The 19,976-nt window shown below is 71.6% G+C and carries 17 protein-coding genes and 2 pseudogenes; 11 read left to right on the top strand and 8 right to left on the bottom strand.

What is annotated here, in order from left to right; translation table 11 throughout:
- The first annotated feature begins 2 nt into the window (after nucleotides 1-2).
- The 5 genes and pseudogenes from ACZ45E_RS02025 to ACZ45E_RS02005 all read left to right on the top strand — a co-directional run bounded on the left by ACZ45E_RS02025 (nucleotide 3) and on the right by ACZ45E_RS02005 (nucleotide 5,068).
- Complete coding sequence (locus ACZ45E_RS02025) at nucleotides 3-755, top strand: PIG-L deacetylase family protein (protein ID WP_468215328.1); 753 nt, start codon at nucleotides 3-5, stop codon at nucleotides 753-755.
- Nucleotides 755-1,459, top strand: coding sequence for a 4-carboxy-4-hydroxy-2-oxoadipate aldolase/oxaloacetate decarboxylase (locus tag ACZ45E_RS02020; RefSeq protein WP_468215326.1), 705 nt, complete (start codon nucleotides 755-757; stop codon nucleotides 1,457-1,459). Before ACZ45E_RS02025 ends, ACZ45E_RS02020 begins: the two co-directional genes overlap by 1 nt.
- 32 nt (nucleotides 1,460-1,491) lie before the next feature.
- Nucleotides 1,492-2,547, top strand: a pseudogene (locus tag ACZ45E_RS02015) (4-oxalomesaconate tautomerase); the annotation flags it as partial.
- A gap of 24 nt (nucleotides 2,548-2,571) precedes the next feature.
- Nucleotides 2,572-3,540 (top strand): catechol 2,3-dioxygenase, encoded by a 969-nt coding sequence (locus ACZ45E_RS02010; protein WP_468216004.1) that lies wholly within the window; start codon nucleotides 2,572-2,574, stop codon nucleotides 3,538-3,540.
- A 193-nt stretch (nucleotides 3,541-3,733) separates the two neighbouring features.
- Nucleotides 3,734-5,068 (top strand): MFS transporter, encoded by a 1,335-nt coding sequence (locus ACZ45E_RS02005; protein ID WP_468215323.1) that lies wholly within the window; start codon nucleotides 3,734-3,736, stop codon nucleotides 5,066-5,068.
- A 143-nt stretch (nucleotides 5,069-5,211) separates the two neighbouring features.
- Here the strand turns inward: ACZ45E_RS02005 and ACZ45E_RS02000 are convergent, their stop codons facing one another.
- Nucleotides 5,212-6,801, bottom strand: a complete 1,590-nt coding sequence (locus tag ACZ45E_RS02000; protein ID WP_468215321.1) for a DHA2 family efflux MFS transporter permease subunit — start codon at nucleotides 6,799-6,801, stop codon at nucleotides 5,212-5,214.
- 111 nt (nucleotides 6,802-6,912) lie between these two features.
- Nucleotides 6,913-7,386, bottom strand: a complete 474-nt coding sequence (locus ACZ45E_RS01995; protein ID WP_468215318.1) for a MarR family winged helix-turn-helix transcriptional regulator — start codon at nucleotides 7,384-7,386, stop codon at nucleotides 6,913-6,915.
- A gap of 323 nt (nucleotides 7,387-7,709) precedes the next feature.
- Between ACZ45E_RS01995 and ACZ45E_RS01990 the strand changes: the two genes are divergently transcribed.
- The gene (locus ACZ45E_RS01990; RefSeq protein ID WP_468215316.1) at nucleotides 7,710-9,920 is read left to right on the top strand and encodes an MMPL family transporter; all 2,211 of its coding nucleotides are present in this window, start codon (nucleotides 7,710-7,712) and stop codon (nucleotides 9,918-9,920) included.
- Nucleotides 9,921-10,190: 270 nt separating this feature from the next.
- Here ACZ45E_RS01990 and ACZ45E_RS01985 read toward each other — a convergent pair whose 3' ends face one another.
- The gene (locus ACZ45E_RS01985) at nucleotides 10,191-10,793 is read right to left on the bottom strand and encodes a TetR/AcrR family transcriptional regulator (RefSeq protein ID WP_468215314.1); all 603 of its coding nucleotides are present in this window, start codon (nucleotides 10,791-10,793) and stop codon (nucleotides 10,191-10,193) included.
- A gap of 95 nt (nucleotides 10,794-10,888) precedes the next feature.
- On the opposite strand from ACZ45E_RS01985, the gene ACZ45E_RS01980 reads away from it, so the two are divergent.
- Nucleotides 10,889-11,743, top strand: a complete 855-nt coding sequence (locus ACZ45E_RS01980; protein WP_468215311.1) for a class I SAM-dependent methyltransferase — start codon at nucleotides 10,889-10,891, stop codon at nucleotides 11,741-11,743.
- Between the two features lie 15 nt (nucleotides 11,744-11,758).
- Here the strand turns inward: ACZ45E_RS01980 and ACZ45E_RS01975 are convergent, their stop codons facing one another.
- From ACZ45E_RS01975 to ACZ45E_RS01965, 3 genes and pseudogenes are all read right to left on the bottom strand, one after another.
- Nucleotides 11,759-13,201: a glycoside hydrolase family 43 protein gene (locus tag ACZ45E_RS01975; RefSeq protein WP_468215308.1), complete on the bottom strand. Its 1,443-nt coding sequence runs from the start codon at nucleotides 13,199-13,201 to the stop codon at nucleotides 11,759-11,761.
- Between the two features lie 101 nt (nucleotides 13,202-13,302).
- Nucleotides 13,303-13,515, bottom strand: a pseudogene (locus ACZ45E_RS01970) (carbohydrate ABC transporter permease); the annotation flags it as partial.
- A gap of 104 nt (nucleotides 13,516-13,619) precedes the next feature.
- On the bottom strand, nucleotides 13,620-14,000 hold the full coding sequence (locus ACZ45E_RS01965; RefSeq protein WP_468216002.1) for a helix-turn-helix transcriptional regulator: 381 nt from the start codon (nucleotides 13,998-14,000) through the stop codon (nucleotides 13,620-13,622).
- A 178-nt stretch (nucleotides 14,001-14,178) separates the two neighbouring features.
- On the opposite strand from ACZ45E_RS01965, the gene ACZ45E_RS01960 reads away from it, so the two are divergent.
- The gene (locus ACZ45E_RS01960) at nucleotides 14,179-14,538 is read left to right on the top strand and encodes a hypothetical protein (RefSeq protein WP_468215305.1); all 360 of its coding nucleotides are present in this window, start codon (nucleotides 14,179-14,181) and stop codon (nucleotides 14,536-14,538) included.
- A 32-nt stretch (nucleotides 14,539-14,570) separates the two neighbouring features.
- On the opposite strand, the gene ACZ45E_RS01955 is transcribed toward ACZ45E_RS01960, so the two are convergent.
- Both ACZ45E_RS01955 and malX read right to left on the bottom strand, forming a co-directional pair.
- Entirely contained in the window at nucleotides 14,571-15,797 is a 1,227-nt protein-coding gene (locus tag ACZ45E_RS01955; RefSeq protein WP_468215304.1) for a MalY/PatB family protein, read from the bottom strand.
- A gap of 3 nt (nucleotides 15,798-15,800) precedes the next feature.
- The gene (gene malX, locus ACZ45E_RS01950; RefSeq protein ID WP_468215302.1) at nucleotides 15,801-17,393 is read right to left on the bottom strand and encodes a maltose/glucose-specific PTS transporter subunit IIBC; all 1,593 of its coding nucleotides are present in this window, start codon (nucleotides 17,391-17,393) and stop codon (nucleotides 15,801-15,803) included.
- A gap of 351 nt (nucleotides 17,394-17,744) precedes the next feature.
- On the opposite strand from malX, the gene ACZ45E_RS01945 reads away from it, so the two are divergent.
- The 3 genes from ACZ45E_RS01945 to ACZ45E_RS01935 all read left to right on the top strand — a co-directional run bounded on the left by ACZ45E_RS01945 (nucleotide 17,745) and on the right by ACZ45E_RS01935 (nucleotide 19,855).
- On the top strand, nucleotides 17,745-18,149 hold the full coding sequence (locus ACZ45E_RS01945) for a hypothetical protein (protein ID WP_468215299.1): 405 nt from the start codon (nucleotides 17,745-17,747) through the stop codon (nucleotides 18,147-18,149).
- Between the two features lie 326 nt (nucleotides 18,150-18,475).
- On the top strand, nucleotides 18,476-18,994 hold the full coding sequence (locus tag ACZ45E_RS01940) for a lytic polysaccharide monooxygenase auxiliary activity family 9 protein (protein WP_468215297.1): 519 nt from the start codon (nucleotides 18,476-18,478) through the stop codon (nucleotides 18,992-18,994).
- 135 nt (nucleotides 18,995-19,129) lie between these two features.
- A complete protein-coding gene (locus ACZ45E_RS01935) occupies nucleotides 19,130-19,855 on the top strand; it encodes a chitinase (protein ID WP_468215295.1) in 726 nt (241 codons plus the stop codon).
- The last annotated feature ends 121 nt before the right edge of the window (nucleotides 19,856-19,976 follow it).

The following is a 19,976-nucleotide window of genomic DNA, read 5'->3' as shown; positions in this document are numbered from 1 at the left end:
GCATGACCAACGGCAACGCGCCCGCCGCCCCGCCCCGATCGACACTGGTGATCACCGCCCACGCCGGCGACTTCGTGTGGCGGGCCGGCGGCGCCATCGCCCTGGCCGCCTCCCGGGGCGAGAAGGTCACCATCGCCTGCCTCACGTTCGGTGAGCGCGGCGAGTCCGCGAAGGCCTGGCGCGAGGGCAGGAAGCTCGACGAGATCAAGGCGATACGCCGGGACGAGGCCGAGCGCGCGGCCGCCGAACTCGGCGCGCAGGTCCGCTTCTTCGACGCCGGTGACTACCCGCTGGTGGCCACCGCCGAGCTGACCGACCGGCTCGTCACCCTCTACCGCCAGACCCAGCCCGACGTCGTTCTCACGCATCCGGCCGAGGACCCGTACAACGGCGACCATCCGGCCGCCCACCGCATGGCCCTGGAGGCCCGCGTCCTCGCGCAGGCCATCGGCTATCCCGGCGAGGGCGAGATCATCGGCGCCCCGCCCGTCTTCTACTTCGAGCCGCACCAGCCGGAGATGAGCGGTTTCAGGCCCGAGGTACTGCTCGACATCACCGAGGTCTGGGAGACCAAGCGGGCGGCCATGGAGTGCCTGGCCGCGCAGCGCCACCTGTGGGACTACTACACCGATCTCGCCGTGCGCCGCGGCGTCCAGCTCAAGCGGAACGCCGGCCCGAACCTGGGGCTCGCCCACGCCACCATGGCCGAGGCCTACATGCGCCCGTACCCGCAGATCGCGAAGGAGCTCGCCTGATGCCCGGCGTCATCGTCACCGGCCCGCCCAAGGCCGCGCCCGAGGACGTCGAGGCGCTGGCCGGGTACGGCGTCGCCACCGTCCACGAGGCGATGGGCAGGACCGGACTGCTCGGCAGCCATCTGCGCCCCAACCAGCAGGACACCCGCGTCGCGGGCACCGCGGTCACGGTCCTGTCCTGGCCCGGCGACAACCTCATGATCCACGCGGCGGTCGAGCAGTGCGGCGAGGGCGACATCCTCGTCGTCGCCACCACGTCGCCCTCCACGGACGGCATGTTCGGCGAGCTGTTCGCGACCGCGCTCAAGCGGCGCGGCGTGCGCGGCGTCGTCACGAACGCCGGCGTCCGCGACACCGCGGAACTGCGGGCGATGGGCTTCCCCGCCTGGTCGGCGGCGGTCTGTGCGCAGGGCACCGTCAAGGCGACCGGCGGCAGCGTCAACGTGCCCGTGGTGATCGGCGCCGAGACCGTCCGCCCCGGTGACGTGATCGTCGCCGACGACGACGGTGTCGTGGTCGTGGCCCGCGAACAGGCACGCGAGACCGCCGAGAGGTCCCGGGCCCGCGAGGACAAGGAGGCGGCCACCCGCGCCGCCTTCCTGGAGGGCCAACTCGGCCTGGACCGCTACGGCTTGCGCGACACGCTCGAGCGGCTGGGCGTCGAGTACCGCACGTACGAGGAGCACAACGGAGCCGGCGCGTGACCGGGCCCGCGGACTTCGCCGAGGTGCGCTGCATGCTGATGCGCGGCGGCACCTCCAAGGGCGCCTACTTCCTCGCCGGGGACCTGCCCGCGGAACCGGCCGCCCGCGACGACCTGCTGCTGCGGATCATGGGCAGCCCCGATCCGCGCCAGATCGACGGCCTCGGCGGCGCGCACCCCCTCACTAGCAAGGTCGCCGTCATCGCGCCCTCCGCCGACCCGGCGGCCGACGTCGACTACCTGTTCCTCCAGGTCGGCGTCGAGAGGCCCGAGGTGTCGGGCCGGCAGAACTGCGGCAACCTCCTCGCGGGCGTCGGCCCGTTCGCCGTGGAACGCGGCCTGGTCGCACCCGGCCGGGACGAGAGTGCCGTGCGCATCCGCATGCTCAACACCGGGGACCTCGCCACGGCGACCTTCCCGACCCCGGGCGGGCGCGTCGCCTACGACGGGGACACGGAGATATCCGGCGTCCCCGGCACGGCCGCGGCGGTCGTCGTCGAATTCCCGCCGGGCGGCGCCCCGTTGCTGCCCACCGGCCGCGCCCGCGACACCGTCGCCGGGACCGAGGTGACCTGCGTCGACAACGGCATGCCGACGGTCCTCGTCGCGGCGGAGTCCCTGGAAGTCACCGGATACGAGGACCCGGCGGAGCTGGAGGAGAACCAGGACCTGACCGGCCGCATCCATGAACTGAGGCTCGCGGCAGGGGAGTTGATGGGCCTCGGTGACGTCTCGGCGACCACCGTGCCCAAAGTGACCCTGCTCGCCCCGCCCCGGCACGGTGGCGCGGTCACCACCCGCACCTTCATCCCCGTCCGCTGCCACACCTCGATCGGGGTCCTGGGCGCGGCGAGCGTGGCCGCGGGGCTGCGTGTCGAGGGCGGTGTCGGCGCTCCCCTCGCGGCGCCGCCCGGCGACGGCGACCGGCTGCGCATCGAGCATCCCACCGGCTTCACCGACATCGAGAGCGGCCTCACCACCGGCCCCGACGGGCTGCCCCGCGCCCGCCGCACCGCCGTGGTCCGTACGGCCCGCAAGCTCTTCGACGGCACCGTCTTCCCCCGCCCGGCCGCCGTCTCCCCCCCTGCCCGCACTCTCTTCAGGAGGTCCCCGATGACTCCGCCCCTCGGCGACATCGCCCACGTCGGCCACGCCCAGCTCTTCACCCCTGACCTGGACGCCAGCGTCGCCTTCTGCACCGACTTCCTGGGCCTCACCGTCAACGGCCAGGACGGCGACACGGTCTACCTGCGGACCTTTGACGACTACGAGCACCACAGCCTCGTCCTCACCGCCCGCGACCGGCCCGGCCTCGGCCGGCTCGCCCTGCGCACCTCCAGCGAGGAGGCGCTCCAGCGCCGGGTGAAGGCGGTCGAGGAGGCGGGTGGCACCGGCACGTGGGCCGAGGACGAACCCGGGATCGGCAAGCTGTACGTCACCACCGACCCGGACGGCCACGAGCACGCCCTGTACTGGGAGAGCGAGCACTACCGGGCCCCCGATCACCTGAGGCCGTCCCTCAAGAACCAGCCGCAGGCCAAGCCCAACCGCGGCGTCGGCGTCCGCCGCCTCGACCACGTCAACTTCCTCGCGGCCGATGTCCTCGCCAACGCGGAGTTCCAGCAGAACGTGCTGGGTGCGCGGCCCACCGAGCAGATCCGGCTCGACAGCGGCCGGGTCGCGGCCCGCTGGCTGACCTTCACGAACAAGTCGTACGACGTCGTCTACACCGAGGACTGGACCGGCAGCGAGGGGCGCCTGCACCACATCGCCTTCGCCACCGACACCCGCGAGGACGTCCTGCGCGCCGCCGACCTCGCCATCGACTCCGGCGTCTTCATCGAGACGGGCCCGCACAAGCACGCCATCCAGCAGACGTTCTTCCTCTACGTCTACGAACCCGGCGGCAACCGCATCGAACTGTGCAACCCGCTCACCCGTCTCGTCCTCGCGCCCGACTGGCCGCTGATCACCTGGACCGAGGCGGAGCGCGCGAAGGGGCAGGCCTGGGGCCTGAAGACGATCCAGTCCTTCCACACCCACGGCACCCCTCCCGTGGAGCCGCCGCCCGTCGGCGCCTGAGGAAGCCGCCCGGCCCCGGGGGACCACACCACGTCGCCCGGGGCCTTTTTGTTTCTGAGATTGTCAACAAAAGTGTTGACGAAGGGCCGTGGGGGTTCTTAACGTGCCGCTCACGCCCCCCGCTCCGGCCGCCGCACGGCCGTCCCCATCCCACCGCTCCAGGGACTCTCCTCCCGGACGAGAGGAAACAACGATGTCCTCCTCCGCCACCCCGCCGCCCGCGCGCCGCGGCCCCGGAATGGCCACACTGGTCTTCGCCCTGTGCTGGTTCGCCGTCCTCTTCGACGGCCTCGACATGTTCATCTACGGTTCCGTGCTGCCGCACATGCTGGAGACCAAGGCGCTCGGCCTCGACCCCGACCAGGCCGGCGACCTCGGCAGCTACGCCACCTTCGGCATGCTGATCGGCGCCCTCACCGCGGGCACCGTCTCCGACCGCATCGGCCGCAAGAAGATGATGGTCGGCTGCGTCACCGTCTTCTCGCTCGCCTCGGCCCTCTGCGCGACCGCCCCGAACGTCGCCACGTTCGGCCTCGGCCGCACCCTCGCCGGCATCGGCCTCGGCGGCCTGCTGCCCACCGCGATCACGATGGTCTCCGACTACGCCCCGCGCGGTCGCGGCGCACTGATCGTCGGCGGCCTGATGACCGCCCACCACGCGGGCGGCATCCTCTCGGCGTACGTGGCCACATGGGTGGTCGAACCGCTGGGCTGGCGCGCGGCGTTCTGGTTCTGTGTCGTCCCGCTGCTCTTCGTGCCGGTGATCGCCAAGGTCATGCCGGAGTCCCTGAGCTTCCTGCTCGCCCGGGGCCGCACCGACGAGGCGCGGCGCCTCTCGGCCACGTACGACGTGGAACTGCCCGCCGTGAAGACGCGGCGCCCGGCCGGCGCCGGCCGGTGGGACGCGCTGAGCGATCTGTTCCGCGCGAACCAGTGGGTCCAGACCCTGCTCTACTGGCTGGCCTCCTTCGGCGGCCTCCTCCTCGTCTACGGAGTCGCGACCTGGCTGCCCACGCTGATGCGCGCGGAGGGCTACGACCTGGGCTCCTCACTTCAGTTCGTCGTCGTCTTCAACCTCGGCGGCATCGTCGGCATGCTGGTCGCGGGCCGCGCCGCCGACCGCTTCGGCGCCCCGCGCATCTCGGCGATCTGGTTCCTGCTCACGGCGGTCAGCGTCTACCTGCTGAGCATCCACATGGCGCTCGCGCTCACCTTCGTGGTGGTCCTCCTCGCGGGCGTCTTCCTCAACAGCGCCCAGGTCATGATCTACGCGACGGTCTCGATCCGCTCCACCCCCGAGAGCCGTGCCACCGCGGTCGGCTGGACCTCCGGCATGGGCCGCTTCGGCGCGGTCTTCGGCCCCTGGCTCGGCGGCCAGCTCCTCGCCTCCGGCAACGGTGACCGGGGCTTCACGGCCTTCGCCCTGACCGGCCTCTTCTCGATGGTCTTCATCGGCATCGCCTCCCTGCGCAAGACCCAGCAGGCGACGCGACAGCCCACGGACGAGCCGGTGCCCGCCGCCCACTGACACCGCCCGCGCCCCGGAACCCCGGGCGCGACATGCCGCCCAGGCAACAGGATCGGGCCCGGCGCGCAACGGCGGCCGGGCCCGATCCCCTCGGGTGGTGCGGGGCACCGCCCCCGCGCAGACGGGGGTTCAAAGACAGGTTCTCAGTGCCGGGCGGCCGCCTGCCCCCGTAGTACCACCGCCGAGACGACCGCGCCGAGTGCGCACAGCACACCCATCACGAGGACGGCGGTGTGCACGCCGCTCATGAACGCGGCGTGGCTGCCCTCGGTCACCGCCGCCCGCAGCTGGGCGGGCATCGAGCCGGAGACCGGCGCCGCGCCCATCGCCACGGCGTCCTTGGCCTCGGCGAGACGCCCGGCGACCTGGTCCGGCACACCGGCCGAGCCGAGCTCGGAGCCGAGTGTCGTGCCGACCCGGCTGCTGATCAGCGACACCAGCACGGACGTGCCCAGCGCCCCGCCGACCTGGAGCGCGGTGGCCTGGAGCCCGCCGGCCACCCCGGCGTCCTCGACCGGCGCGTTGCCCACGATCGCGGCGGACGACGCGGACATCACCATGCCGACGCCCAGACCGAGCGCGACGAACGGCGGCCACAGGGCCGCGTATCCGGAGTCCGCCGCCCAGCCGAGCATCAGGAACGACGCGGCGCCCTGGAGCACCATGCCGAGCGGCATCGTCAGCCGCGGCCCGAACCGGTCGGTGAGCGCCGCCCCCAGCGGGGAGGCGACGACCGAGGCGAGGCTCAGCGGCAGCGTGCGGACACCGGCCTCGACCGGCGAGAACCCGCGCACGTTCTGGAGGTACAGCATCACGAAGAAGATGCCGCCGAGCAGGACGAAGAAGTTCAGCGCGGTGACGAAGGTGCCGACGGTCACCGCCGGGCTGCGGAACAGCCGCATCGGCAGCAGCGGATGGGCGATGCGGGACTCGTACACGCAGAACACGACGAGCAGCACGACACCCGCGCCGATCGCGCCGAGCGTGCCGGCCGAACTCCAGCCCCACGTCTCGCCCTTGACCACGCCGAACACCACGACCAGCATGCCGAGGGCGAGCAGCACGACACCGAGCACGTCGAACTTCTCGTCCGCCGCGGCCGCGTTCCTGCTCTGCGGCAGCACCAGTGCGCTGACGACCAGGGCGAGGACGCCGACGGGCGCGTTGATGTAGAAGACCGACTCCCAGTTGACGTGCTCGACGAGCAGCCCGCCCACGATCGGTCCGAGCGCGGTGGACACCGAGGAGACCATGGCCCAGATGCCGACCGCCATGCCGAACTTCCGCGGCGGGAAGACCGCGCGCAACAGGCCGAGCGTGTTCGGCATCAGCAGCGCGCCGAAGAAGCCCTGGAGCGCCCGGAACGCGATGACGAGCTCGATGGAACCGGAGAGGCCGATGGCGACGGAGGCCACCGTGAAGCCCAGGACGCCGACGAGGTAGACGGTGCGCCGCCCGAACCGGTCACCGAGCTTGCCGCCGAGGATCAGCGCGGCGGCGAGCGCCAGCAGGTAGGAGTTGGTCACCCACTGCAGGCCTGCGGTGGAGGCGTGGAGGTCGCGGCCGATCGCCGGGTTGGCGATGGAGACGACCGAACCGTCGAGGCCGACCATGAAGAGGCCGAAAGCGACGGCGATCAGCGTCAGCCAGGGATTGCCGCGCCGTCCCGAGGGCGCCGCGTCGGGCGGGGCGAGCGCCCGGGCAGGGGAGGGGGCAACGGAGGAGGAGGGCATAGGACTGCCTTGTCTGTCTCGTACGAGGGTGGAGCGTGCCGCAGGAGCACGGAAGCGCCCTGCCCCGACGTGAGCGGGGCAGGGCGGAGAGTGCGGGGGACCGGCCGGGCGTCAGCCCGCGGTCGGCCGCAGCAGGGTGTCGAGCGAGTTCAGCGCGCCCACGGCGGAGCCGAGCGCGTCGAGCTCGCCGCCCGTCAAGTGCCGCAGCGCCTCGGCGAGATGACGCCGGGCGATCCCCTCGACCTCGGCGATGCGCTCCCGGGCCACGGCGGTGGTGTGCAGATGGGCCACCCGCCGGTCCGCGGCGTCGCAGCGCCGTTCGAGCAGGCCGGAGCGGGTGAGCTGGGAGACGAGCGCGCTGACGTTGTTCGGCTGCATCAGCAGCTCGTGCGCCGCCTCGCGCACGGTGATGCCGTCCCGGTCCGCCACCAGACGGAGCAGAGCGATCTGCGCCTCGGGCAGCCGGTCGTGCGGGAAGTCCTCGAGGATCCGGCGGTCGAGGGTCCGGTGCAGCGTCGGCAGGGACGCCGCGAGCGCGGAGGCGACGCGGTCGATGTCCTTGCGGGCGGCACGGGAGGCGGGCATGGTCCCAAGATAAGTATGAGTACATAGGTATGTCAAAGCAGCCATCTCCGCGGACGCCTCCCACCTGCGCTTGTGGACCCGTGGCCGGACCGGCCGGTGCACCTGGGGGTCTACACGTATCGCGCACCACTCCTCCCCGGGTATGACACGCGCCGCCCGCGCCTACCGCGAACGTGGGTCCGGAGTCCGGCTCAGAGGCTTAGCCAGGGGCCTTCGGGAGCGGAGACGATGGAATCCGATCCTGCCGACCACCCTGACGTGCGACGACGCACCACCGGGTAGTCGCTCCTCGTTCCACGACCCCGACGGGAGCCCCTTTCGCCGTGGCTACGTTCCTGTACAAACTCGGACGGCTGTCCTTCCGGCGCCGTCGCTATGTGGCCCTGTTGTGGGTGCTGTTGCTCGGCGGGATCGGCTTCGCGTCGTCGGCCGCGCCGGCCCCGCCCGCCGACTCGTTCTCGATGCCGGGCACCGAGTCGCAGAAGGCCTTCGACCTCCTCGAAGAGAAGTTCCCCGCGGCCGGCGCCGAGGGGGCGACCGCCCGCGTCGTCGTCCGCGCCCCGCAGGGCGAGAAGCTCACGGACCCGGCGCCCAAGGCCGACGTCCAGAAGCTGGTGAGCGCGCTCGGCAAGGGCCCCCAGGTCTCCTCCGTCGCCGACCCCTACAAGGCGAACGCCGTCAGCAAGGACGGCACGACCGCCTACGCCTCCGTGTCGTACAAGGTCGCCTCCACCGAGCTCACCGACGAGGCCCGCGACGCCCTCACCAAGGCCACCGACGACGCCCGCGCCGAGGGCTTCACCGTCGAGTCGGGCGGCGACGCCGTCCAGGCCGAACAGGAGATGGGCGGCAGCGCCGAGCTGATCGGCATCGCGATCTCCGCGATCGTCCTGCTCATCACCTTCGGCTCGCTGGTCGCCGCGGGCATGCCGCTGCTCACCGCGATCATCGGCGTCGGCATCGGAGTCTCCGGCATCGCGGCGCTCGGCAGCGTCCTCAACCTCTCCAGCACCACCTCCACGCTGGCCATGATGATCGGCCTCGCGGTCGGCATCGACTACGCCCTGTTCATCGTGAGCCGCTACCGCGCCGAGATAGCCGAGGGCCGCGAACGCGAGGAGGCGGCGGGCCGCGCGGTCGGCACGGCCGGTTCGGCGGTCGTCTTCGCCGGCCTGACGGTGATCGTCGCCCTCGCGGGCCTGTCCGTCGTGAACATCCCCATCCTGACGAAGATGGGCCTGGCCGCGGCGGCGACCGTCGCCATCGCCGTCGTCATCGCCCTCACCATGATCCCGGCCCTGCTCGGTTTCGCGGGCAAGAAGGTGCTGCGCCGCAAGGACCGCAAGACCGCCGTCCCCGCCCAGGGGGCTGGGGCGGGCAAGCCGAACCTCGGCACTCGCTGGTCCCGGTTCGTGATGCGCCGCCCGCTGACCGTGCTGCTGGTCGCCGTCCTCGGTCTCGGCGCCATCGCCGTCCCGGCCGCGAGCCTCGAACTCGGCCTGCCCGACGAGGGCTCGTCGGCCCCCGACAGTACGCAGCGCAAGGCGTACGACATGCTGTCCGAGTCGTTCGGCGCGGGCTTCAACGGCCCGCTGATGGTGACCGTCGACGGCAAGGGCGCGCAGGCCGCGGCCGAGTCGGTCGGCGCCTCGCTCGAAAAGGTCGACGGCGTCGCCGCGGTCGCTCCGGCCCAGGTCAACGAGGCGGGCGACACCGCCATCATGTCGGTCGTCCCGAGCACAGGACCCAGCGACCACCGGACCGAGGAACTGGTCAGGACGATCCGTTCCGAGGCCGGCGCGTGGGAGGCGGACACCGGCGCCGACGTCCTGGTCACCGGCCAGACAGCCATGACGATCGACTTCTCGCAGACCCTGAACGACGCGCTCGTGCCGTATCTGCTGCTCGTCGTCGGCCTGGCCTTCCTCCTCCTGATGCTGGTGTTCCGCTCGATCCTGGTCCCGCTCAAGGCGGCGCTCGGCTTCCTCCTGTCGGTGGCGGCGGCGCTCGGCGCCGTGGTCGCGGTCTTCCAGTGGGGCTGGCTCGCGGACATCGTCGGCGTCGACCAGCCGGGCCCGATCATGTCGATGATGCCGATCTTCATGATCGGCGTGGTCTTCGGCCTGGCCATGGATTACGAGGTGTTCCTCGTGACGCGCATGCGTGAGGCCTACGTCCACGGGGCGCGCCCCGGCGAGGCCATCGTGACCGGGTTCCGGCACGGCGGCCGGGTCGTCGGCGCCGCCGCGATCATCATGATCAGCGTCTTCTCCGGCTTCATCATGGAGAACGACGACATGATCAAGATGATGGGCTTCGGCCTGGCCGTCGCCGTCCTCTTCGACGCGTTCGTGGTCCGCATGGCCATCGTGCCCGCGGTCATGGCGCTGCTCGGCAAGGCGGCCTGGTGGCTGCCGCGCTGGCTGGACAGGCTGCTGCCGAACGTCGACGTCGAGGGCGAGAAGCTGCGCAAGGACCTGACCGAGACCCCGTCCGCCGAGGACGACAGGGAGCTGGAGCCGCTGCGCGGCTGAGTCCCGGCCCTCCTGTCACGTGCGGGCCCGCTCCGGTCGTCCACCGGAGCGGGCCCGCCGCTGTCGTCCGCCGTCCCCGTGCAGGCGGCGGTCACGTCGAACACACCCGCACAGTGCCGTGACCGCCGCCCGGACGCATCCACCCGGCCGGTCGCCGGGGCGCATCCACGGACCTCAACCGCCGCGACCGGTCCGGGGTGACGGGCACCCGGACCTTCCCTCCGGACGGTTGTCCGGTCGATCGGATGTTCCCCTGGGTTTTCGCGACTTCTAGGGCCGGCCCGTCCCGGTGAGTACCGCGGAGGCGACCGACGTGACGACCTTGCGGACCGCTTCCCTCTCCGGCGGCCCGCTCTCCCGGTCCGCGAACAGCAGATGCCCTGTGCCGACGAGGGTGAGGGCCAGGGTGTCGAGGTCGGTGTCCTTCGCGATCCGGCCCGACGCGCGCTCGGCGCCGAGGTAGCCGACGATCGCCTCGGTGACTTGCGTGAGGACCGGGATGCCGCGCTGCCCTGCGGCACGCAACCGGGCGCGCAGCCCGTCCCGGAAGGTGATGAGGCCGACCATCGCCACGGCGACCGGGCTGAACAGGTCGACGAGGGCGCCGGTGAGGTGCTCGACGACGGAGCCGGTGCCGGCGGACGCGCGCAGGTCGGTGGAGAGGGCGCCGATCCGGGCGACGCGGTCCAGGACGAGGTCCGCGAGGAACGCGTCGAAGTCGGCAAAGTGCCGGTGCAGCACACCCTTCGCGCACCCCGCCTCGGTGGTGACCGCCCGGCTGGTCAGCGCGGCCGCGCCGTCCCGCAGGAGTACACGCTCGGCGGCCTCGAACAACTGGGCGCGTACATCGCGCAGGGCCACACCGGTGGGCACGTGCGGCCCCCCTTCCGGTCGTCTTCCGCTCGTCCCCGGGCATCGGGACTGCGGCAACCGTAGACGAGTGGGCAGTTGCCCACTATGGTGGGCGCATGCCCACTCACCGACCGGACCAGCAGACCGACCCGCGGGACACGCCCCGGGAGTCGGCGGACGAGGCGCACCGGGCGCGGACCATGGCCGAGTCCTTCGGCACGGACCCCGAGCGCTACGACCGGAGCCGCCCCCGCTACCCCGATGCCCTGGTGCGGCGCATCGTCGCCGCGGCTCCCGGGCCCGAACTCCTCGACGTCGGATGCGGCACGGGCATCGCCTCCCGCCAGTTCCTGGCGGCGGGCAGCACGGTCCTCGGCATCGACGTCGACGCGCGCATGGCCGCCTTCGCGCGGGCGCAGGGATGCACCGTCGAGGTGGCCGCGTTCGAGACCTGGGACCCCGCGGGCCGCACGTTCGACGCGGTCGTCGCCGGTCAGACCTGGCACTGGATCGATCCGGTGGCGGGCGCCGAGAAGGCCGCCGCGGTACTGCGCCCCGGCGGCCGGCTCGCCCTGTTCTGGAACGTGTACCGGCCCGCCCCCGACCTCGCGGACGCCTTCCGCGAGGCACACGCCCGCGCGCTGCCCGACGCGCCGCGCAACCCCTGGGCGCGGACCGCCCTCGACGCGTACGCGACCGTCTTCGACGCCGTGGCCGACGGACTGCGTGCCTCGGACAGCTTCGAGGAGCCCGAGGAGTGGCGCTTCGAGCAGGAGTACACATACACCCGCGACGCGTGGCTGGAGCATCTGCGCACCACCGGCGACGCGGTCCACCGCACGCCGCGGCAGACGGCGGACCTGCTGGCGCGGACGGGCGCCGTGATCGACGCCATCGGCGCGACGTTCACCATGCCGTACACCACGGTGGCCGTGACGGCGGCGCGGACCGGCGCCCGCCGGCCGGGCTGAGCACGCGCGCCGGGGTCAGTCCGTGTACACCTCGGCCCGGTCCACGCTCACGAACGCCGCCCCGGACGATCCGCTCCGCTCGCCCGTGACACGGACCCGCAGCGTGTGCGCGCCGTTCGCCAGGCGCGGGCTGAGGTACTGGAGCGTCTCGCCGGTACGGATCGCGTTGTAGTAGTCCACCCGCTGTTCGGGACCGCCGTCCACGCTGATCGCCGCGATGCCGTTACCGGTGTCGCGGACGGAGAGGAGCGCGATGCGGGTGCCCGTGAAGGTGTACGTGGCGGTGTTGCCCGCCCGGTCGATCCAGTGGTCGTCGCTCCAGAAACACTGGGTGGCGCAGCCGGTGCCCGAGTTCCACGTGCCGGTGTACGCGACCGTGCCGGCGCCGCTGGAGCGGCCGTCGTCGTTGATCCAGTAGGTGCCCGAGCCGGGGTCGCCCGACGGCAGGTCCTGGGTCGCGCCCAGGGCGAGCGGGACGCCGAGGTCGGGGGAGCCGTCCGCGTTCCAGCCGATCTTCTGGGCGCGGGTGGTGCGGTTCGTGTACGTGTTCACGGAGGTGGACTTGGCGTGGTAGACGATCCAGTCCTGGGTGCCGTCGGGGGACGTGAAGAAGGCGTGGTGCCCGGGGCCGAACACGCCGCGGGCGTCGGCGCGGGAGAAGACCGGCCCGGAGCGTCGGCTCCAGTTGCCGGTGACGAGCGGGTCGGCGCCGTCGGCCAGTGACATCATCCAGACCTGGTAGTCAGGCTTGCCGGTGTCGCAGGCCGAGTACGTCATCCACGTACGGCCGTTGCGGTTCAGGAACTCGGGGCCCTCGCGGACCTCGGGGCAGCCCCCGGCGGCGTTCATCGCGACCGCGTCGCCGGAGACGGTGTACGGGTTCGACATCGGCGCGATGTTCAGGCCGTTGTGCTGGTAGGCGTTGATGCCGCTGTACGCCAGGTAGAGGCGACCGTTGTGCTGGAGGATGCCCGGGTCGATGGCGAAGTCCCCCGTGTGGTTGGGCGGGGCGAGCTTGGCCTTGAAGTGGTACGGGCCGGCCGGGTCGTCGCGCTCCGACTCCAGGACGTAGAGGCGGTGATGGTCGTCGGTGCCGTCGTCCGCGGTGTAGTAGAGGTACCAGCGGTTGCCGAAGCGGTAGAACTCCGGGGCCCAGATGTGCTGGTTGCGGGTGGTGTCGGTGTCCGTCCACACCGTGATGGGGTCGGCGTCGAGCAGTGTGGCCAGGGACGGCGAGCGCCACATCCTGATGCTGTCGCCCTGGGTGGTGGTGAGGTGGTAGGCCCCGTTCGCGTAGGCCAGGAACGGGTCGGGGCCCGTGTTGAGCGGGTTGCGGAAGGTGTGCGAGGCGGCTGCGGCGGGCGCCTGTCCCGCGGCGGCGGCCTGCGGTGCGCAGACCAGTCCGACGAGCAGGGTCAGGAGTGCGGCGACCAGAGCGGTACGGGGCCGGGTGGGCATGAGCGGCTCCTTACATCGATGTAAGTCTCATGGCTTCAGGACGGTAGGGAGGCGCTGCACAGGTGTCAACGGGACGCGCGAGGCGGCGACTTGAAGTCGTTTCACTGGCCGCCGAGGCCGGTGGTCGCCACGGACTTCACGATGTGGCGCTGGAAGAACATGAAGACCACGACGAGCGGCAGCGCGGCGAGGACGGCCGACGCCATCGACTGCGCGTACTGGATGCCGTAGGCGTCCTTCACCGAGGTGATGCCGACGGGGAGCGTCATCAGGGAGGGGTCGGAGGTGGACACGAACGGCCACAGGAAGTTGTTCGGCTTCGACGACATCGAGGCATCCCGTTTCAGCGTGCCGAGCCTGACCACGGTCGCCCCGGACAAGAAGGAGATCGCCCGCGCCGCCGGCCGCGCGGGCGGACTCAGTCCATGCCCGGGGTGCGGGGCCCGCCGCCGCCCTTCTTGAGGGGCCGCGTGTGGATCTTCGCGACGCAGGCGGGGAACGCGACCGCGTCGTCGTGGGAGCGGGCCCGGTACGCGCTCGGGGTCTCCCCGACCAGCTCGGTGAAGCGCGAGCTGAACGAGCCGAGCGACGTACACCCGACGGCGAAGCAGACCTCGGTCACCGTGAGGTCGCCGCGGCGCAGGAGCGCCTTGGCCCGCTCGATGCGGCGGGTCATCAGATAGCTGTACGGCGACTCCCCGTACGCGGCGCGGAAGCTGCGCGAGAAGTGCCCGGGGGACATCAGCGCGACCTGCGCCAGCGCCGTCACGTCGAGCGGCTCGGCGTAGTCCCGGTCCATCCGGTCGCGGGCCCGCCGCAGCCGGGCGAGGTCGTCGAGCTCCTGCCGTTTCACCCCACGATGTTCGCACAACGGGCGGTCCTGCGCGCCGGACGCCCGCGGTCCGGACCCACCCCGAGGACCGGACCGGCGGCACCCGTGTGGCAGAGTTTTGCCGACAGCGACGTACGGGGGAGCGGTGACGGACGAATCGGCCAGGGGTACCTGGGGTTTGATGCTGGCGGCCCTGGGCGGCGGCCTCGGCGGTGTGCGGATGGTGACCCGCCCCGTCGGGCACGTGACCGGGACCCGGCAGGAGGCGCGGGACGCCTTGTACCGCCACGTGCTCTCCTTCGAGCCGAAGCACCCCACCAGTCTGCAGCGCCGCACGATCTACGAGCAGGGCGACGGCTACCTCGTGCTCGCCGAAGGCATCACCCAGACGTTCGAGTACGAGTTCCGGCTCGCCCGCGTCGTCCACGACACCCGGCCCGACATGCCGGTGGTGCCCCCGCAGCCGATGGCGCCGCCGCCTCCCGCCGCGCCGCCGTACCGCTGACGCGACGGGAGCCGGCCTTCAAGGACAGGCGCTCAGCCGACGGCCCGCAGCGCCGCGATCACGGCGTCGGTGCCCCGCTCCACCTTGACGCGCGGGCACCCCACGTTCAGCCGCAGGAACCCCGGTGCTCCGTAGGCGGCCCCGGGCATCACGGCCACCTTCTGCACCTCGACGAGCTCGCGCTGCAACGCCTCGTCGTCGACCCCCAGGGGCCGTACGTCGATCCAGGCGAGGTAACCCGCTTGCGGGGGCGCCCAGTCGAGCTCCGGGAAGGCCGCGCCGAGCCGTTCGGCGACGTGGGAGAGGTTGCCGCGCAGGTAGCCGCCCAGCGCGTCAAGCCAGCGGCCGCCCTCCCGGTAGGCGGCGATGTGCCCGACGAGCGACAGCACGGCCGGTGACGACAGGCCGTCCGCCTCCTTGAGGTGGCGCAGGTAGGCGTCGCGGCTCGCGGGATCGCCGATGATGCCGTAACTCCCGGTGAGAGCCGGGATGTTGAACGACTTCGACGCCGAGGTGACGACGGCCCAGCGCGCCCCGGGTGCGCCGTGCAGGGCCCACGGGCGGTGGACGTGGGGCGGGTGGGCGAGGTCGGAGTGGATCTCGTCGCTGATCACCGCCACGCCGTACCGCGCGCACAGCCGGGCCGTCCGGTCGAGCTCCTCCCGCGTCCAGACGTGGCCGGTGGGGTTGTGCGGCGAGCACAGGAGGAGGACCGCGGTGTCGGGCCGTGCGAGCAACCGCTCCAGTGCGTCCCAGTCGCCCAACGGGCAGGGCAGCAGCCGCCGTTCGTGCGCGGCGACCGCCTTGGGGAACGCGTCGTACATCGGTGTGTGGACCACGACACCGTCGCCCGGCCGGGACCACAGGTGCAGCAGCCGGCCGATCTGGTAGACGACGGACGGGCCGTAGACGATCGCGTCGGGGTCGACCGTGGTGCGGTGACGGGTGCCGTACCAGTCGACGACCGCGGAGAGGAAGTCGGCCTGGCGCCACCGGGAGTACCCGAGCACGCCGTGGTCGAGGCGGCCGCGCAGCGCGCGCAGGACTTCGGGCGCCGTCTCGAAGTCCATGTCCGAGATGGTGAACGGCAGCAGGTCCGGGACGCCGAAGCGGTCCTCGACGTAGTCCCACTGTGTGCACCAGGTGCCGTGCCGGTCGACGGGGGTGTCGAATTCGTAGACAGGGGCGCCAGGGGTGCCAGGGGTGCCAGCGGCGTCAGAGGCCCCAGGGGTGCCGGGGGCGGGGGAGGGGAGGGGCATGGCTCAGCCCACCGGGACCATCGTGGCGATCGCGTCCTTCACCGACTGCACCTGCGGGCCGATGACGACCTGGACGTTGTGGGCGTCGAGCTTGATGACACCGACGGCGCCGAGCTTCTTGAGGCGTCCTTCGTCGACGCGTTCGGCGTCCGCGACGGTCATCCGCAGCCGCGTGATGCAGTTGTCGAGGGAGCGGATGTTGTCGGCGCCGCCGATCGCGTCGAGGATCGCCACCGCGTCGTACTTGCCGGCGACCAGTTCGCGAGGGCTCTCGTCGGCGGGCTCCGGTCCGTCGCCGGTCTCTTCCTCGGGTTCGTCGCGGCCCGGCGTCCTGAGGTCGAAGCGGACGATGGCCCAGCGGAAGAGGAAGTAGTACGCGGCGAACCACACGGCGGCGATCACCGGGATCAGGTACCACTTCGTGGTCGTGCCCTGGAGCACGCCGAAGACGAGCCAGTCGATGACGTTGCCGTCCGTGTTGCCGATGAACACACCGAGGACGGCGGCCGTCAGGAAGCCGAGGCCGACCAGTACGGCGTGGAGCAGGTACAGCCACGGGGCGATGAACAGGAAGAGGAACTCCAGGGGTTCGGTGATGCCGCCGACGACGCACGCGACGACACCGGAGACGAGGAGCGCCTTGATCTCGGGCCGCATCTTCCTGTGCGCGCAGTGGTACATCGCCAGGGCCGCGCCCGGCAGGCCGCCGAGGTAGACCGCCATCTTGCCCTGGGACAGGAAGTGGGTGGCGTCGACGACCGAGCCGGTGGGCGGCCGGGAGCAGTTCAGCTGGGCGTAGAAGAGGTTCAGCGCGCCGGATACGTGGTCGCCGCAGACCGTGCCGGAGCCGCCGACATCGGTGAATCGGAACATCGCGACGAGGATGTGGTGCAGGCCGATCGGGCGCAGCAATACCTCGCCCATGCCGAAGAAGAACGGCCCGAAGACGCCCGCGTGGCCGATCGCGCGGCCCAGGTCGGTGATCCAGCCGTTGAACGTCGGCCACACCAGGGGGATCAGCAGGCCGAGCAGGCTGAGGGTGAGCGTCGAGATGATCGGCACGAACCGCAGGCCGCCGAAGAAGGCCAGCGCGTCGGGCATCCGCTGGCTGCGAAAGCGCTGGTGAAGGACGCTGACAACGATGCCAACGGCGACCGCGCCGAGCAGTCCCGTGTCGATGGACTGGATGCCGATGACGTCGGCGATGCCGTAGTGGGCGATCGCGCGCTCGTCGTCGAGGTCGACCCCCTTGGCGGTGAGGTAGAAGTTCACGGCCAGGTTCATCGCCGCGAAACCGACGAAACCGGAGAAGGCGGCCACGCCCTTGTCCTCGCGGGCCAGGCCCAGCGGGATGGCTATCGCGAACATGACGGGCAGGAACTGGAAGGCGACGAGCCCCGTGTTGGCCATCCAGGTGAAGACGAGGTGGAAGCCCTCGCTCCGCAGGAAGGTCAGGTTGTCGGTGACGGCGGTGCTGGAGAGCGAGGAGCCGATGCCCAGCATGATGCCGCAGAACGCGAGCAGCGCCACCGGGAGCATGAATGTCTTGCCGAGCCCCTGGAGGAATTCCCAGAGTGCGGCCTTGGTCTTCTGCATGTGGGGGTCTTTCGTGCCTGGGCGGAAGGCGTGCGGGACGGATGAGATCACAGCAGGTGGGGGACTGTCCATGGGGGCGGAACCGTGGGGTCCGGTCGGTCCGCGGGCCGCCCCGGCCGCTGGACCCGGCCGGTCGAGCCCCGCCGGGCCGGACCGGGGCGGTGACCGGTGCACCGGCGGGAACCCTCCGGCGGTCGTGTGCGCCGCCCTGTGCCTCAACCGCCGTCCCAGCGCCCCGTGCCCTCTCTCTGCGCGTGCTGTGCGCCCCCGTACGGAGGTTCGCCCCGGGCGGGCCCTGGTGATAACGCTGGAGAGACGGGGTCGGCGGACGGGGTGATGAAAGGAATCGGCATGGCACCTCAGGCAGTGCTGGAGGCGGGGCGGCTGTCCGCCATAGCGAAGATTCTCGACCGGGCGGGCGGACATCTCAGCGCCGCGGCCCACGATGACGCGGAGACCTCCGGGATCACGTCGCTGCTCGCGCTCTCGCGCAGCGCGTCCTACGACCTGACGTGCGCGGTGCGGCACACGGTCACCGGTGAACTCGGCCTGGCACGCGAGCACTTGGAGGCGGCCAGGACCGCTCCCGACAAGCACGCCGTGGCCACGGTGGGGATGCCCCGGCCGTTGCCCGCCGGGGTGCGCACCGCGCTGCAACTCCTGCGCGGCATCACGGGGTTCTTCAGCGCGGAGACCGAGGACGCCATCGTCCGCGCCCTGAGCATCGACGCGGGCGGGAGCCGGGCGATGGGGTGACGCGGCGCGGCCGGACACCGCGCGCGACAGTGTGACCTCGGCGCGGAGACAGGAAGACCTCCGGTGCGGCGGGCCCGAACGGCCCTGCCGCACCGGAGGTCTTCCTCGTTCTGCGGGTTCACCACGGATGCCTTGACAGGGGCACGACCGCTTGTATGGTCTAGGCCAAGCAGTAACGGCCGTTCCGCTTACGGGAGTTTGCCCCGCGTTCCGGGGCGGCATTCCCCTGTCCCTTCGCGCCTCTTGGCCCCACCCACGAGAGGCCGACCCGCCTGCGCGCCCCCACGTTTCGCGCCCGCGGGAAGACCGTGAGTGAAGGAGTACGCATGAACGCCAGAAGGAAGACGGCTGCGCTCATCGGCGTCGCACTGGCCCCCGTCATCGCCGTCGGCCTGCCCGCCGGATCGGCGAGCGCGCACGGATACATCTCCACCCCGCCCAGCCGCCAGGCCCAGTGCGCGGCAGGCACCGTGTCCTGCGGCGCCATCACGTACGAACCGCAGAGCGTCGAGGGCCCCAAGGGGCTGACCAGTTGTAGCGCCGGTATCAGCCGGTTCGCCGATCTGGACGACGACTCCAAGGGCTGGATCGCCACACCGGTCCAGCGCAGCACCAGCTTCCAGTGGAAGCTGACCGCCCAGCATGCCACCAGTACCTGGCAGTACTTCGTCGGCGGCCAGGAGATCGCCGAGTTCAACGACAACGGGGCCAAGCCCGGTGCGACCGTCACCCATCAGGTCGACTTCGGCTCGCTGACCGGGCGTCAGAAGGTGCTGGCCGTCTGGAACGTAGCGGACACGACCAACGCGTTCTACGCCTGCATCGACGTGAACGTCGGCGGCTGACCGACCGGAGGCGAGAGCCTGACGGTCCCCTGATCGGCGGCGCCGCGAGCCTTCCCCCACGACGCGCATGCGCGCATGCGCGTCACGGCTCGCGGCGTCGTACCCCCCACCTCCGCATCCGATTGGAGCGCCCCCATGCGCCGTCGCATCCTCGCGCTGCTGACCGCCACCGCGTCAGCCGCCCCCCTCGGCCTGCTCACCCTGGCCTCACCCGCCTCGGCCGAGAAGGCCGACGCCCAGGCGGACTTCGTCGTCAGCCAGGCCCAGTTCGACCAGATGTTCCCGGGCCGGAACTCGTTCTACACCTACGCCGGCCTGACCGCCGCCCTCGGCGCGTACCCGGAGTTCACCGGCGCGGGCAGCGACACGGTGCGCAAGCAGGAAGCCGCGGCCTTCCTCGCCAACGTCGGTCACGAGACCGGCGGCCTCGTCCACGTGGTCGAGCAGAACACCGCCAACTACCCCCATTATTGTGACAGTTCGCAGTCGTACGGCTGTCCTGCCGGTACCGACAAGTACTACGGACGCGGGCCGATCCAGCTCAGCTGGAACTTCAACTACAAGTCCGCGGGCGACGCACTCGGCATCGATCTGCTGCACAACCCCGACCTCGTGCAGACCGACGCGGCGGTCTCCTGGAAGACCGGCTTGTGGTACTGGAACACCCAGAGCGGCCCCGGCACCATGACCCCGCACAACGCGATGGTCAACGGCGCCGGTTTCGGCGAGACCATCCGCAGCATCAACGGCAGCCTGGAGTGCAACGGCGGCAACCCGGCGCAGGTCCAGAGCCGCATCGACAACTACAAGAAGTTCTCGCAGATCCTCGGCGTCGACCCCGGCGCCAACCTCAGCTGCTGATCGGCCCTCAGCAAGGGGCGCCGTGGCAGCAGTTGAGGTCGTTGGACGCGCGACAGCCGGCGGAGGGCGTGTGCGCCGCGCCCTCCGCCGCGCAATTCGGACACGGGGTGATTCATCCGGG

Source organism: Streptomyces sp. NPDC030991 (assembly GCF_055571235.1).
The sequence above is the reverse complement of the archived record's forward strand: the minus strand, read 5'-3'. Positions and strand labels throughout refer to the sequence as shown.